This window comes from Termitidicoccus mucosus, assembly GCF_038725785.1.
Taxonomy (GTDB): domain Bacteria; phylum Verrucomicrobiota; class Verrucomicrobiia; order Opitutales; family Opitutaceae; genus Termitidicoccus; species Termitidicoccus mucosus.
Genome location: NZ_CP109796.1, coordinates 5,860,888 through 5,875,984, shown reverse-complemented (window position 1 = coordinate 5,875,984; position 15,097 = coordinate 5,860,888). Strand labels below are relative to the sequence as shown.

Below are 15,097 nucleotides of genomic sequence, written 5' to 3'. Positions count from 1 at the left end.
AGCGTGCCATCCGCGGCGACGGCGGGCCGCGCCACTTGGGGCGACGCTTCGCGTCGTCTGCCGGCAGGATGCCGGCGCTCCCAGCCGCTCTCGCGTTTTTGGGACTCGCGGTGGATGGCGCGGCTTGGCGGAGCCGTCGTTGGTTTTTGGATACGGCGATGCGGCCTCAGTAACCGACGGCCTTGCTGTCCGGCGAGCGCGGATCGGATGCGCCCTGGAGGAGGCCGCGTTCGCGGTCCACGCCGATGGTTTCACCGTCGCCTTGGTAGGGCGTGTCGTAGGGTGTGCCTTCCTTCAGGTCATGCCCCTTGGCTTTCAGGATCGCCATCGTGTCGGGCGAAAGGCCGTAGCGTTCGTGGAAGAGGCGGTCGGGCATCCACTGGTTGTTGATGCGGGGAGCCTCGACCGCCTGCATCACGGGCATCTGGTGGTCGATGACGTTGGTGACGATCTGGAAGACGGTGTTGATGATGGTCGGGCCGCCGGGGCTGCCGGTGGCGAGAAGGATTTTGCCGTCCTTGAGCACGATGGTGGGCGTCATGGAGGAGAGCGGGCGCTTGCCGGGAGCGATGGCGTTGGCCTCGCCTTGGAGGAGGCCGTAGATGTTGGGGACGCCGACCTTGGCGGTGAAGTCGTCCATTTCGTTGTTCATGAGGAAACCCGCGCCTTCGATGGCATTGCCGGAGCCGTAGTCGTAGTTGAGCGTGTAGGTGTTGCTGACGGCGTTGCCGGCGGCGTCGATCACGCAGAAATGGGTGGTGTGCTTCGATTCGCGGCGGGTGATGTTTTCAGTGTCGAAGTCGCCGAGGCCGGGTTTGACTTGCGCGGCGGGCGTGGCGCGGTCGGGCGAGTAGTCGGCCATGCGGTTCCTGATGTAGGCGGGGTCGAGGAGTTTTTCGACGGGGATTTTCACGTAGTCGGGATCGCCGAGATATTCGGCGCGATCGCGGAAGGCGCGCTTCATGACCTCCGCGAAAAGATGGTATTTGGCGGCGGAGTTGTGGCCCAAGGCGCGCACGTCGTGAGGCTCGATCATGCCGAGCATCTGGGTGAGGGCGATGCCGCCGGAGGACGGCGGGGGCATGGTGAGGATGTCGTGCCCGCGGTAGCGGCTGCGGATGGGTTTGCGCTCGGCGGGCCGATAGGCGGCGAGGTCGGCGGCGGTGATGCTGCCGCCGTGTCTCTTCATGTCGCCGGCGATGAGCCGGGCGGTCTCGCCGGTGTAGAAGTCGCGCGGGTCCCGGGCGATGCGTGTGAGCGTGGCGGCGAGGTCGGCCTGCACCCAGGTGTCGCCGGTTTGGAGGAATTTGCCGCCGACGAGGAAGTATTTTTTGGAGGAGGGGAACCGGCCTAAAAATTCGGCGTTGGCGCGGAGGCCGTCGGCGAGTCCCTGGGTGACGGTTTGGCTTTCGGCGAGGCGGATGGCGGGCGCCACGATGTCGGACCACTTCACTTTGCCGGAGCCGTATTTCTCGACGGCCTGAGCGAAGCCGGCGACGGTGCCGGGAACGCCGCTGGCGCGCCAGCCGACGACGGAGGAGCCGGGGCCTTCGAGGACATGTCCGTCGGGACCGACATACATGTCCCGGGTGGCGGCGGCGGGGGCGGTCTCGCGATAGTCGATGACGGTGTCGCGTCCGTCGGCGAGGTGGATGAGCATGAAGCCGCCGCCGCCGATGTTGCCGGCCTCGGGAAAGACGACGGCGAGGGCGAGGCCGGTGGCCGCGGCGGCGTCAACGGCGTTGCCACCCTGTTTGAGGATGTCGACGCCGGCGCGCGAGGCGAGTTCGTGGGCGGAGGTGACCATGCCGTTCTTGGCCTCGACGGCGGGGCGCTGGGCGTGAAGCGGTCCGACGAGGACGAGCGAGAGAGCGAGACCGGGCAGCGTAGTGATGAATCGCGTGTGCAGTTTCATGAGTTTCAAGTTGGTTTTGTGGTGCGGCCTCCGGCAAACGCAGGCGTGCGTATGAAACAATCCGCACAGGCTGAAATCGCGACCGGAAAATCAAATATCGTCAGGAATGACCACGCCAATTTTGGCGGGGTGGCAGAGGCGTGCGATGGGGCCGCCGGCAATACGCCGCGGGCATGACAGGCCGGGCGGGCCTTACTGCGGGCCGTGCTCGAATCTGCCGTCGCGCAGGTAGGCGAGCACCTGGCGGATCACGGCGCCGCGCCAGAGCATCACGGTGTGCGAATGCCCCATGACGATGAAGTCGTGCATGCCTTCGAGACGCGCGGATTCGAGCGTGACCGCGCCGTCATTGGGGGCGCCGAGTTCCCGGGCGAAAAAGGGATTGATCTTCGCGTCGCCGGCGATGACCCCGACATCGAAATCGGCCGGGCCGAGGCACCGCGTGACCGCCTCGGGACCGGTGCCGAGACGGGCGATGTTCACGCCGGCGAGGTTGCGCAGGAAGGCGTTTTTCCACGCCGTGTCGGCGGCGGCGCTCCCGTGGTTGGGCGGGCCGAGCATGACGACCCGGCCGAGATTGGCGGGACGCAACGCGGGATCTGCGAGGAAGAGACGAAGCACAAGACCGCCCATCGAATGCGTGACAAAATGCAGGCGGCGCGCGTCCGCGGCCCGGTGCTCGCGGAGTTGCGCCGGGAGAAATTCCCCGGCGATCTGCTCAATGGGCATCGTGCGCGAAGGATAGCTGATGTTGGCGACGCGATAACCGGCATGCATGAGATGCCGCTCGAGCCGGCTCATGATGGCCGCGCTCATGCCGACGCCATGCAGCAGGACGACACAGTCGGCGACGGAGCCGGATTCAGGTTTGGACGGGCCGGGCATGGCTTTTCAGCACGATAAAATATTTTATATGCAGGTTATTCATTTTTAATGGAATATCTCCCAAAAATATACTATATAGCGCCCTTTCGTTTCCATGTTATTCGCCTTTATCGTGCATCTTACCGTCAGAATAGGATTCGGTTGAGTCCAGCGACTGGTTGAACGCTTCTGGTGCGCTTTCATTTGACCGCCTTATGTCCGCCGGAGCCCTGCTCTGCGAATTGGAATTTAATTAACCGATTACAATCTATATTCATCACTTCATTTCAGGATTCCGCCATCCAATTTCAACCCCATCTCTTTAATCGCCATGGGCTTTTATTTCGAAAATCACCAAAGCATGTATGCCCACGAGGGCATGAATGTCGAGAAGACACTCGAAGCCGTCGCGCGCCGTTATATCGGCCAGAATCCCGCCCATCCACCCACCTACCGCGCCTTCAACCGCGCCGGAATCCTGCGCGGAAAAGACTATCGCTACGAGGCCGATTTCAACCGGTTCTTCCCCGACGCCAGGCTGGGCCAGTATGTGTTTGCCTGGGCAAAAATCTGGTCCGACGGCGACGGCGAAATCAAATTCGACATCAACTGTCACAGCCCCGCCGTCATCCACCGCAACGGCGAGCAAATCTTCCGCTCCGATATTTTCCAGGAACGCTACGCCTCCACCCGCACGCCGCTCGTCATCACGCTCAGCCCCGGCTGGAATCACCTCGTCCTGCGCTTCCGCAAAACGCTCGGCGGCTTCGGCGGCATTTTCGGCACCTGGCTCGGCAAGCTCCCTTATTATTTTCTCATGCCCGACCCCGCGCGCGACGGGCAGGAAGGCTGGCTTTTCACCGAGCCGCGCGACTTCGACCTCTCCTTCGTCCCGACCATCGGCACCACGCCCGCCGAGACCGGCGTGAAGTGGCTCCCTGAAACCAAATGGGACGCCAAGGCCGGTTCGCTCGGCCAGATGCACCGACTTTTCGGCAAGGAGAAAAACACCGCCGCGATCGGTTGGACGCGCGTGTTCTTCCCCCGCCCCGGACGCGCCGCCTACCGGCTGAAAGGCCGCGCCCGCGCCAAACTCAGCATCACCATCGCCGGCGAGGTCGTCCACACCGCCGCCAAGCCCGGCCCGATCAACGCCGCCGTCCGCGTGCCCTTCGGACTTCACGACGTCTTTGTCCACGCCGAATGCGCCGGTTCCGATTGGGGCTACGAACTCACGTTCCACGACGGGAAACAATCCCTCGACCCGCGGCACCCCGCCAACATCGCGGGCACCGACGAACGCTGGGCGTATCTCGGCCCGCTCGACGCCCGGACCGCGCCCCCGGATCTTTCGACCATCAGCGACCTCAACAAACTCGCCTCCGGCAAAAACGGCGAGCCCATCTACTGGCGCCTCGATCTTCCCGACACGTGGGTTCGCCCCTACAACGACAACGCCCTTTACGGCAAATGGAACTACCCGCTCGGCGTCACCCTCTACGGCCTGCTCCATGCGGGCAAACTCATCGACTCCGAGGAAACCCGGCGCTATGTCGCCCGCCACTTCCAGTTCTGCTGCGACACCTATGACTACGCCATGTGGGACCGCCGGCAATACGGCGGCGCCACCAACGTCCATCACCTCCTCACCTCCCTCGATTCGCTCGACGACTGCGGCTCCGCCGGCTCCGCCCTGCTCGAAGCCGCGAAACAGTTCGAGCTTTCCGGGCACCGCCGCATCGCCGACATCGTCGCCGATCACATCAGCAACAAACAAGTCCGCCTCGACGACGGCACCTTCTTCCGCAAGCACCTCATGCACGTCTTCCATGAGGACACCCTGTGGGCCGACGACCTTTACATGAGCGTGCCCTTCCTGGTGCGCTACTACCAGCTCACCGGCGAGGAACGCTACATCGACGACGCCGCGCGGCAATTCGTCGGCTTCAAGAAACGCCTCTACATCCCGCGCATCCGCCTCATGTCGCACGTCTATGATTTCACCCGCGACATGGCGACCGGCGTCCCCTGGGGGCGCGGCAACGGCTGGGTCATTTTCTCCCTCTCCGAGCTCCTCGCCGTCCTGCCCGAAAAACACAAGCTCCGCCCCGCGCTCCTCGATTTCTTCCGCGAGTTCAGCGCCGGCATCCTCGACCAGCAGGACGGGCAGGGCATGTGGCACCAGGTCGTCAACGAGCACGACTCCTATCCCGAGACATCCTGCACGGCGATGTTCACCTACGCGTTCTCGCGCGGCGTGCAATACGGCTGGTACAAGGACCCGCAGCCCTATATCGACGCCGTCTTCCGCGGCTGGGCCGCGATCAACAAAATCGGCGTGGACAAGCTCGGCAACGTCCACGGCGTCTGCCGCGGCTCGGAGTTTTCGTTCCAATCCGAATATTATAAAAAGGATCTGCTCTGGAACCTGAACGACACCCACGGCATCGGCATCGTCCTGCTGGCCGGCATCGAGGTCGTCCGCCTCCGCGATTATTTGCAGAAGGCGTGAGGCGCGCGCGGAATCATGGAGCGCGGACGGCCCGTCCGCCGAATGGCCGAACGCCGTCCGGCCCCCCGCCGGGGTGACGGCCTCCGTGCCGTCCGGTCCGATTCTTTCTCTTTACTCTTTATCTTTCCTCTTTCTCTTCCCCCGCATTCCTGACGAAAGATAAAGAGCCTGCCCGCGTTGTTTTTCCGCAACCCCTTTCTCTTCCCCCGCATTCCTGACGAAAGATAAAGAGTGAAGAGAAAGAACCGGACTCCGGCCCAACCCGGTCAGCGCCGGGCCCATATGTTATACTTCAAAATCGCATAAATCGCGCGGACGCCGTCGCGCCAGCCGATTTTCTTTCCCTCGGCGTAGGTGCGGCCTGAATACGACACCCCGACCTCATAGATGCGGCAGCCGGAACGCGCGGTCTTGGCGGTGATCTCCGGCTCGAAACCGAAACGGTCCTCCACCAGCCGCACGCCTTGGATGACCTCGCGGCGGAACATCTTGTAACAACATTCCATGTCGGTGAGGTTGATGTTGGTAAACATGTTTGAAAGGCGCGTGAGAAACTGGTTGCCGACACTGTGCCAGTAATAAAGCACGCGATGCGGCCGGTCGCTGATGAAGCGCGATCCGAAAACCGCGTCGGCTTTTCCCGCCGTCAGCGGCTCGAGCAGGCGCGGGTATTCCCGCGGGTCGTATTCGAGGTCGGCATCCTGCACCACCACGAACTCCCCCGTGGCCTGCGCCATGCCGGAACGGATGGCCGCGCCCTTGCCCTGGTTCTTCCCGTGATGAATCACCCTCGCGACCAAGGGCGCGAGTTCGCCGCGCAGCAACTCGCCGGAGCCGTCGGTCGAGCCGTCGTCCACCACGATGATTTCGAGCGATTCGACGCCGCAGTCGCGCACGGTCCGCACGATGCGCCGCAACGTCGGCACTTCGTTGTAACAGGGGATGATGACCGTGAGCAGGGGCATGGCTGCGGGACCAATGTCGTTTCTCCACGGGCGGGGACGCAACGCCAAAGCTCGCGCCCCGCGCCCGGACCGTTCAATCACCCCGTCCCCGCCCCGCCGCGCGCGGAAACGCGATGCGCCACACGCCGTCGCGGCGCGCGAGGCGCATGGGCGCGCCGAACGCGGTCGAGAGCGTCCGCGCCGTCAGCGCCTTCGCCAGCGGGCCGTCCGCCACCACCCTGCCCTCGCGCAACAGCAGCGCGTGCGTGAAGGCCGGCGTGATTTCCTCGACGTGATGCGTCACGAGCACAAGCGACGGGCTGGCGCGGCGCCGTGCGAGTTTCTCGACAAACCCCAGGAAATAGTCGCGCGCCACGGGATCGAGCCCCGAGCACGGCTCGTCGAGGATGAGGATGCGCGGTTTCGCCATCAAGGCGCGGGCGATGAGCACGCGCTGGCGCTCGCCCTGGGACAGGAAAATCCACTCGCGTTCCGCGAGATGCCCGGCACCGAGCAGGCGCAGGTGCGCGAGCGCGGCCGCGCGGTCCGCCCGCGTGGTCCGGGCCCACAAATCGAGCTGCGCGAACTTGCCGCTCATCACGGTCTCGACCGCGGTCTCGGCGGGCGGGATGGAAATCTGCAACGCCGACGTGACCAGCCCGATGCTCAGCCGCAAATCGCGCCAGTCGCAATCGCCGTAGCGCCGCCCCAGCACGGAAATCGCGCCGCCGGTCGGCGGCATGTAGCCGGTAAGCGCGCGCAGCAGCGAAGTCTTGCCGCAGCCGTTGGGCCCGAGGATGACCCAGTGCTGCCCGCGCTCCACGCGCCACGCGATGTCGCGCAGGATGATGGTCTTGCCGCGCTCGACGGTGAGCGCGGAAACATCAAGAATCGGGGCCGTCCCTTTGACGGCGCTCCGGGAACTGACGGCGGATTTTTTCATGAGGAAAAACAACTAGAAAAACCCCTTCCGCGCGAAGCGACAAGCCTGACCGTCCCTCAGTGCCAAAAGACCACCGGCGGCGCCCCGGCGCACGAGAACGTTGCATTCCGCCCTGTCGTCCGTCGTAATGCGCGGACTCCCGATTTTCCCATGATACATCCCACGGCCATCATCGAACCCGGCGCGCAAATCGGCGCCGACTGCGAGATCCACGCCGGCGCCATCATCAAGCGTCACGTCATCCTCGGCGACCGCGTCACGGTGCATCCGTATGCCGTCATCGGCGGCGATCCGCAGGCGCTCGCGTTTGATCCCGCCGTCGAGTCATTCGTGCGGATCGGCGCGGGCACGCGTATCCGCGAACATGTGACGGTCAACCGCTCCCTCCACGCCGGCGTCGCGACCGTCGTAGGCGAAAACTGCTTCATCATGGCGGCCGCCCACGTGGCCCACGACGCCGTGCTCGGCGACAACATCGTCCTCGCCAACAACGTGCTCCTCGCCGGCCACGTGGAAGTGGGCACCAACGCCTTCCTCGGCGGCGCGGCGGTCTTTCACCAGTTCACCCGCATCGGCGAGGGCGTGATGGTCAGCGGCAACTCCAGCATCACGCGCGACCTCGCGCCCTACACCTTGGTGGCCGAGCGCGACGAGGTCATCGGCCTGAATGTCGTCGGCCTGAAGCGACGCGGGCACCCGCGCGAGGCCATCCGGGAATTGAAGGAGGCCTTTCACGCGGTGTATTTCACGCCGGGCAACATCCGCGAGGTCGCCGCGTCCGCCCTCGCCTCGGGCGAATACAAAACCGCCGAGGCGCACCGCTTCCTGCAATTCTTCGAAGGCGGCAAACGCAGTTTCGCCCGCCTGAAACGCAACGAAAACCTCGCGGGTGCGGAGGAATAGGGCGGGCCGCTGCGCGGCCAGTTCAAGTTGAAGGTGAAAGTTTAAGTTCGAACCTCCGCTCCCCCAACTCAAACTCCCTGATCACTCATTGCTCCCATGACGGCTCCCCAGAAACTCGCGTTCACCTGCGGCGATCCGGCCGGCGTCGGCCCGGAGATCATAGCCGCCTGGCTCGCGCATCACCCGGCCGAGGCGCGCGACATCGCGGTGATCGGCCACGCGAGCTGGCTTCGCACGCTCCCAGCCCGCGACGCGCAACTGATCGCCATCGACGGCGACGCGGGGCCCGCGGGCGGGTTTGTCGCCGCGCCCGGCCAGCCTTCCGTCGCGGGCGCGCGCATCGCGCAGGCGGCGCTCGAGCGCGCGGCGGCGGGCGTCGCGCGCGGCGAGTTTTGCGGCGTGGTCACCGCGCCCGTGAGCAAGGCGTGGCTGCAAAAGGCCGGCTACGCATTCCCCGGGCAGACGGAATTTTTCGCGGCGCGCTGGGGCGGCGAGCCGGTGATGGCGTTTTGCGGCGGACGCCTCCGCGTCGCCCTCGCCACCTGGCACATCCCGCTGCGCGACGTGGCCGCGCGCCTCACGCCCGCGCTGCTGGCGCGCACGGTGGCCGCCGCCGCGCAACTCGCGCGCGCCGACGGCGTGGCCGGCGAGCCGCGCATCGGCGTGTGCGGCCTCAACCCGCACGCCGGCGAAGGCGGCATGCTCGGCACCGAGGAGCGCGATGTCATCGACCCCGCGCTCGACGCGCTGCGCGCCGCGCATCCCGGCCTGTCACGCTGCGAACCCGGCGACACGATCTTCGGACGCGCCCTGCGCGGCGAGTTCGACGCGGTCGTCGCGCTCTACCACGACCAGGGCCTCGCGCCGCTGAAAACCATCGACTTCGACGAAGCGGTCAACGTCACCCTCGGCCTGCCGCACGTGCGCACCAGCCCCGACCACGGTACGGCGTTCGGCATCGCGGGCCGCGGCGCCGCCAGCCCGCGCAGTTTCGCCAACGCCGTCAACGTCGCCCGCCGCTTGATAAACGCCCGCACCGTGCGATAGTGCGCGGCGCGGCTTTTGCTCTGATATTGCCACGCGATTGACCGCTCATGCCTTCTCCTGAAACGACTTTCCCGCCAGCCTCCGCCGAGACCGCCGCGCTTCCCGACGGCGTGCGCGAAGGCAACGAAAACCTCGTGCGCCTCACCGAGGCCGCCGGGGCCAAGGTCGCCGCGCTCGTCGCCCGCGACCGCCAGGGCGGATACCTGCGTGTCGCCATCAGCGGCGGCGGCTGCAACGGCCTGAGCTACAAGCTCCGCTTCACGCCGGAGCCGCGCAAAGGCGACATCCTCGTGCGCACGGCCGGCGCAAGCGTGCTGGTCGATGTGAAGACCGCCCTCTACCTGAGAGGCACCGTGATCGACTACTCCAACAAAATGATCGGCGGCGGCTTCAAGTTCACCAACCCCAACGCCAAATCCAGTTGCTCCTGCGGCGACAGCTTCAGCGTATGAGCCGACATGCCGGGTGTGCCTTGGTTTTTTGGACGGATGGCGGCTTTATCTTGCGCGGCGCATACTTGCGCTCCGGACGGACGAGGGCTTGACCAAACGCGAAAAGGCGCAAGATGATGCAAATAAGGTTGTCTCCACCCCGCTTCCCCGTGAGAAACAACTTCGACCCAGAACAGGCAACACAAACTATACTGAATGGCTAATTCGTTTCCCTCCTCCGGTGGCGGTCGCCGCCCCGGCCAATACCAGCGCCGCAACAATGATCCGTTTGCGAGCATCCGCCGTAACCATCGCATCAGAGTTCCCCAAATCCGCGTGATCAGCCCCGAGGGCAAGCAACTCGGCATCATGCAAACTGAAAAGGCCCTCGCGCTCGCCATCGAGGTCGGCCTCGACCTCGTGGAAGTCGCCCCCCAAGCGCAGCCGCCGGTCTGCCGCATCATGGATTTCGGCAAATACGTGTATGAGGAGCAGAAAAAAAGTTCCCACGCGAAAGCCACCGCCAGCCGCATCAAGGAAATCGAGTTCACCGCGCGCATCGCGGAAAACGATTTCCTCACCAAGATCAAACGCGGCGAACAATTCCTCAACCAAGGCAGCAAGGTCAAACTCCGCCTCAAGTTCCGCGGCCGCGAACTCGCCCACCCCGAGCTCGGCTTCGACGTGATGAACAAGGCGCTCGCCGAACTCGCCGGCATGGGCACGCCCGACGCGCCGCCGAAGCGCATGGGCAAGCAAATCAACGTCATGCTCACCCCGCTCCCGGCCAACAAGCGCAAGCCGAAATTCATCCGCGAGGACGACGAACCGATCGAGGAAGACGACCACGAGCCCGAACAACCCGATCACGACGACGAGCACGACGGCGACGAGCAGGAGTAAGGAGAAGTCCGCCTTGCCCGCCAGCCGGTCAACGCTTCGCATCGGCGCCGCCGCGCTGGCGGCGGTCTTGGCCCTTGCCCAGGGCGGCGTGGAGGCGCAAACGCAGGCGCGCGCCGCGCCCACGCGCCCCGTCGCGACGCTGCCGCTCGCCGCGGCAAAATCATCCGCGTCCGCCCCGCGCACCAAGTCTGCCGCGAGCCCGGCGTCCGCCGTCGCCCCGATAAAGATCGCCGGCATCGATTACATCGATGTCATCGCGTTTGGCCGCGCTTCCGGCATGAAGGCCGTCTGGCTCGCGCCGCTCGAGGAACTCGCCCTCCAGAACGACCATCTCCGCATCGTGCTCAAGCACGACTCGCGCGAACTCTCCGTCAACGGCATGCGCGTGTTCACCGGCGATGCCGTGCGCGGGCACAAGGGCGCGCTCCTCGTCAGCCGGACCGACGCCGACACCTTGCTCTCGCCCATCATCGACGCCGGGCGCGGGCGCGCCGCGATCCCCTCGCTCAAGACCATCGTCATCGATCCCGGGCACGGCGGCCCCGACCACGGCAAGATAAACGACAAACTCAAGCTCAACGAAAAAACCTTCACGCTCGATACCGCGCTCCGCCTGAAAAAAATCCTCGAGGCGCGCGGCTACAAAATCGTGATGACGCGCACCGCCGACGTAAAGGTCGACCTCCCCGCGCGCGCGGTGGTCGCGACCACCGCAAAGGCGGATCTGTTTGTCAGCATCCATTTCAACTCCGTCGCGCAAGGCGCCCAGCGCGTGCGCGGGCTGGAGGTTTACCGCTTCACGCCGCGCGGGCAGGCGCCGGTCACGCGCGGCGATGTCACTGCCGAGGATCGCGAGAAAAACCCCGCCGATCCCTTCGCCTACTGGAACACGCTCGCCGCCTGTCTCATGCAGCGCTCCCTGCTGGGCGACCTGAAACTCGTGGACCGCGGCATGAAACACCATAAGTTCGCCGTGCTCCGCCTCGCGCCCTGCCCCTCCCTGTTGATCGAGGGCGGCTTCCTTTCCAACGATGCCGAGGCGAAACTCATCGCCACGCCCGACTTCCGCCAGAAACTCGCCCAATCCATCGCCGACGGCATCAGCGAGTATGCGACGACCCTGGCCAATGCGAAAAAGTAAGACAAGGGTTCACATTATTTTTATGCCAGCCTGATGATCAAGGCTTTCATCAGCTTATGGCTCATCTAGCGTTGTGGCCAGGGAAGCCGTCGCTCCCGCCAATATTTAATAATTTTTGAAGCCATGTCAGCACTCAGTGTTCCCGCCACTTTGAGGACTTTTTTTGCACCGCCGGACCGCGCCAAGCCGGCCCTCATCCAAAAGCAGGCCAAATCCATGGAAGCCAATCCGCTCATCGGACGCCTGCTCAACGCCTCGCTGGACTGCATGCTCGTGCTCAACGCCCAGCGCCAGATCGTGTTTGCGAGCGAAAACGTGGCCCCGCTCATACCCGGGGGCAGGCTCGCCTCCGCCATCGGAAAACGTCCCGGGGAGGCGCTCGGCTGCATTCGGGCGATCGAATGCGAGGGCGGCTGCGGGACCGCCCCCGCCTGTTCCCAATGCGGCGCGGTCAAAGCCATCCTCGAAGGCCTCGCCGGCCGCTCCGCCGCCGAGGAATGCCGCATGACAAGGCTCAACCACGGCTGCCGCGAGGCGCTGGATCTGCGGGTGAAAAGCACGCCGTTCAGCCATGCCGGCGCGTCCTACACCCTGCTGGCCGTGAGTGACATCAGCCATGAAAAACGCCGGCTGGCGCTGGAGCAGGTTTTCCTGAAAAAACTCGCCGGCCTCACCCGGCCCATCGGGCAGCGCGCCCGCCGCATCCACGAGAACGCCAGCGAACCTTATGTGCGCGAAGACGCCGGCGCGCTGGCCGCGCAGGTTTCCGACCTGCAGGAAGCCCTCGGCATCCAGCGCGATCTCTCCGCGGCGGAAAGAGGCGAGTTGCTGCCCTCGTTTTCCGCGCTGTATGCGCGCGATTTCATGGAGGCGTATGTGGCCGCCGCCGCCCCGCGCGCCACGGCGGCGGAATGCCGCCTGCATCTTGAGCCGTCGGCCTCCAACCATCGTTTTTTCTCCGATCCCGCGCTGTTGCGGCGCGTGCTCGACTGTCTGCTCGCCAATGCCATCGAGGCCTCCGGGCCCGGCGAGGAGGTCTCGCTCGGCATCAGCGCCGATGCCAGCGACCTCCTGCTCTGGATACGCAACGCCGCCGTGATGCCGCCCGAGGTCTGCCTGCAAATCTTCAACCGCTCCTTCACCCGGAAAGACCGCGGCCGCGGGCTGGGCACCTACATGGCCAAACTTTTCACCGAGCAATACCTGCTCGGGAAGCTCCGCTTCACCTCAACAGCCGCGACGGGCACGACCTTCACCATCGCTCTGCCGCCCAACCCGCTTTCGCTCCCCATGTCCGCCATCGACACCCCGCCCGGCCTGGCCTGAGGGCGCGCGGCCAACCCGTCCCGCGTCTCACCGCAAACGCAGCACCCGGGCCGGATTGCCCGCCACCACGGCACGGGCGGGCACGTCGCGCGTCACGATCGCGCCGGCGCCGATGACCGCCTCATCGCCGACCGTGATGCCGCCGATCAACACGGCGTTGGCGCAGATGGTCACCCGGTTGCCGACCGACGGATAAATGCCCTCCCGGGCCTCGGCGTCGGTCTTCGCGCCGATGGTCACGTTTTGATAGATGCGGCAGTCGCGGCCGAGCGCGACGTTTTCACCGATCACGATGCCCACCGGATGCGGCAGCACCGTGCCCCGCCGTCCGAGATAACGGATGCCGCGCGTGATATGGTTGGCCCGCGCCACCCGTCCGGTTGCGTAGTAACGAAATGAATACGCCAGCTCCCGCCAGTGCGCGAGTTGCAGCCCGAGCATGCGGCGGACGAGCGCGCCCCCGCGCCGCATCTTGCGCGACAACCACGCGCCGCCCGCACCCGCGATTGCCTGGTGTTGTGCCGCCTGCCATGTCATGCGGCGAAATATAGCACGCATTGTTCCGCGCACCCGCGATTCCGGCGAAAATCATGAGCGCCCTTGCCGGCGCGGGCGAAGAACGCCGCCCATTGCGATCTCGCCGGGCCTTCCCGCTCCCGCCACCGTCTTAAAATTCCGCGCTGCCCGGCGTCCGGGCGAAAGGAATGACATCGCGGATGTTGGCGACGCCGGTGACGAACATCAGCATGCGCTCGAAGCCGAGGCCGAAGCCGCTGTGCGGCACCGTGCCGTAACGGCGGAGGTCGGCATACCACCAGTAATCTTTCTCGTTGAGATTGTGCGCGCGCATGGCCTCGAGCAGCACGTCGAGCCGCTCCTCGCGCTGGCTGCCGCCGATGATTTCGCCGATGCCGGGCACGAGCAGATCCATCGCGCGGACGGTTTTGCCGTCGTCGTTTACCTTCATGTAAAACGGCTTCAGCGTGCGCGGATAATTGTAAACCGTGACGGGGCACTTGAAGTGCTCCTCGGCGAGGAAGCGTTCGTGTTCGGACTGGAGGTTGTCGCCCCACGCGACGGGGTGCTCCCAGTTGCGTCCGGATTTTTCGAGAATCTCAATGGCCTCCGTGTAGCTGCAACGCTGGAAAGGCCGCTCGAGCACGAAATCGAGACGGGCGGCGAGCTGCTTGTCCACGAACTTCGAGAAAAACTCCAGGTCCTCCGCGCAATGCTCGCGGGCGTCGCGCACGAGGTGTTTCACGAATGCCTCGGCCAAGTCCATGTTGCCGAAGAGGTCGAGAAACGCCGCCTCCGGCTCGATCATCCAGAACTCGGCGGCGTGCCGCGAGGTGTTGGAGTTCTCGGCCCGGAAGGTCGGACCGAACGTGTAGATATTGGACAACGCGCAGGCAAACGTCTCGCCCTCGAGCTGGCCGGACACGGTGAGAAAACTCTGCCGCCCGAAGAAATCCCGCACGAAATCGACCGCGCCCGCCGCGTCGCGCGGCGGGTTGGCGGCATCGAGCGTGGACACGCGGAACATCTCGCCCGCCCCCTCGCAATCGCTCGCCGTGATGATGGGCGTGTGCACGTAATGAAAACCGCGCTCCTGGAAAAACCGGTGGACGGCGTAGGCCAGCCGGCTGCGCACGCGGAAGACCGCGCCGAAAAGATTGGAGCGCGGGCGCAGGTGCGCGATCTCGCGGAGGAATTCGAGCGAGTGGCCTTTCTTCTGGAGCGGATAAGTCGCGTCGGCATCGCCGACGATGGCGAAGTGCTCCGCCACGACCTCCCATTTTTGCCCCGCGCCCTGCGAGGCGACGAGCCGCCCGCGCGCCTCGACCGACGCCCCGGTGGCCGCGCGGTGCATGAGCGCGGCGTAGCCGGGCAGCGTGTCGGGCACGATGATTTGCATGCCCTTCAGGCAGGAGCCGTCGTTGAGCTCGATGAAGGAAAACGCCTTCGCGTCGCGACGCGTGCGCACCCAGCCCTGAAGCAGGATGGAGTCGCGAGGTTCGGCGGAGGCGTGGGCGTCTTTGACGAGAGTGCGTTGCATGGCGGAGGGAAATCTCAAATCCCAAAATCCCAAATCCCAAAAAAATCTCAAATCCCGAAATTCCAAAATTCGGCGGATACGGCTCCGCATCCGCCACCACCAGTGCCGGCGG

At 65.2% G+C, this 15,097-nt stretch carries 13 protein-coding genes; 7 read left to right on the top strand and 6 right to left on the bottom strand.

All coding sequences use genetic code 11. The features are described from left to right. Nucleotides 1–166: 166 nt before the first annotated feature. Both ggt and OH491_RS20535 read right to left on the bottom strand, forming a co-directional pair. On the bottom strand, nt 167–1,915 hold the full coding sequence (gene ggt / locus OH491_RS20540; protein ID WP_084442634.1) for a gamma-glutamyltransferase: 1,749 nt from the start codon (nt 1,913–1,915) through the stop codon (nt 167–169). A 192-nt stretch (nt 1,916–2,107) separates the two neighbouring features. Next, the gene (locus OH491_RS20535) at nt 2,108–2,800 is read right to left on the bottom strand and encodes an esterase/lipase family protein (protein WP_068772654.1); all 693 of its coding nucleotides are present in this window, start codon (nt 2,798–2,800) and stop codon (nt 2,108–2,110) included. Nucleotides 2,801–3,140: 340 nt separating this feature from the next. Here OH491_RS20535 and OH491_RS20530 point away from each other — a divergent pair, with 340 nt between their 5' ends. Next, entirely contained in the window at nt 3,141–5,291 is a 2,151-nt protein-coding gene (locus OH491_RS20530) for a glycoside hydrolase family 88/105 protein (protein ID WP_334319662.1), read from the top strand. A gap of 266 nt (nt 5,292–5,557) precedes the next feature. Here OH491_RS20530 and OH491_RS20525 read toward each other — a convergent pair whose 3' ends face one another. Next, nucleotides 5,558–6,256, bottom strand: a complete 699-nt coding sequence (locus OH491_RS20525; protein WP_068772656.1) for a glycosyltransferase family 2 protein — start codon at nt 6,254–6,256, stop codon at nt 5,558–5,560. A 73-nt stretch (nt 6,257–6,329) separates the two neighbouring features. Continuing rightward, the gene (locus OH491_RS20520) at nt 6,330–7,178 is read right to left on the bottom strand and encodes an ABC transporter ATP-binding protein (protein ID WP_068772702.1); all 849 of its coding nucleotides are present in this window, start codon (nt 7,176–7,178) and stop codon (nt 6,330–6,332) included. On the opposite strand from OH491_RS20520, the gene lpxA reads away from it, so the two are divergent. The 6 genes from lpxA (at nt 7,119) to OH491_RS20490 (ending at nt 12,929) form a co-directional block, all read left to right on the top strand. Next, nucleotides 7,119–8,081, top strand: a complete 963-nt coding sequence (gene lpxA / locus OH491_RS20515) for an acyl-ACP--UDP-N-acetylglucosamine O-acyltransferase (protein WP_342751097.1) — start codon at nt 7,119–7,121, stop codon at nt 8,079–8,081. The two genes, OH491_RS20520 and lpxA, sit on opposite strands and share 60 nt — an antisense overlap. Before the next feature lie 96 nt (nt 8,082–8,177). Next, on the top strand, nt 8,178–9,128 hold the full coding sequence (gene pdxA / locus OH491_RS20510; protein ID WP_068772658.1) for a 4-hydroxythreonine-4-phosphate dehydrogenase PdxA: 951 nt from the start codon (nt 8,178–8,180) through the stop codon (nt 9,126–9,128). A gap of 47 nt (nt 9,129–9,175) precedes the next feature. Further along, nucleotides 9,176–9,580, top strand: a complete 405-nt coding sequence (locus tag OH491_RS20505) for a HesB/IscA family protein (RefSeq protein WP_068772659.1) — start codon at nt 9,176–9,178, stop codon at nt 9,578–9,580. Nucleotides 9,581–9,775: 195 nt separating this feature from the next. Continuing rightward, nucleotides 9,776–10,462, top strand: coding sequence for a translation initiation factor IF-3 (infC, locus tag OH491_RS20500; RefSeq protein WP_068772660.1), 687 nt, complete (start codon nt 9,776–9,778; stop codon nt 10,460–10,462). Between the two features lie 13 nt (nt 10,463–10,475). Beyond that, complete coding sequence (locus OH491_RS20495; protein ID WP_068772661.1) at nt 10,476–11,603, top strand: N-acetylmuramoyl-L-alanine amidase family protein; 1,128 nt, start codon at nt 10,476–10,478, stop codon at nt 11,601–11,603. Between the two features lie 216 nt (nt 11,604–11,819). Next, nucleotides 11,820–12,929 (top strand): sensor histidine kinase, encoded by a 1,110-nt coding sequence (locus tag OH491_RS20490; protein ID WP_334319663.1) that lies wholly within the window; start codon nt 11,820–11,822, stop codon nt 12,927–12,929. A gap of 27 nt (nt 12,930–12,956) precedes the next feature. Here the strand turns inward: OH491_RS20490 and OH491_RS20485 are convergent, their stop codons facing one another. Then, the gene (locus OH491_RS20485) at nt 12,957–13,466 is read right to left on the bottom strand and encodes a serine acetyltransferase (protein WP_334319664.1); all 510 of its coding nucleotides are present in this window, start codon (nt 13,464–13,466) and stop codon (nt 12,957–12,959) included. Between the two features lie 130 nt (nt 13,467–13,596). Further along, entirely contained in the window at nt 13,597–14,985 is a 1,389-nt protein-coding gene (gene asnS / locus OH491_RS20480; RefSeq protein ID WP_068772663.1) for an asparagine--tRNA ligase, read from the bottom strand. Nucleotides 14,986–15,097: the final 112 nt, after the last annotated feature.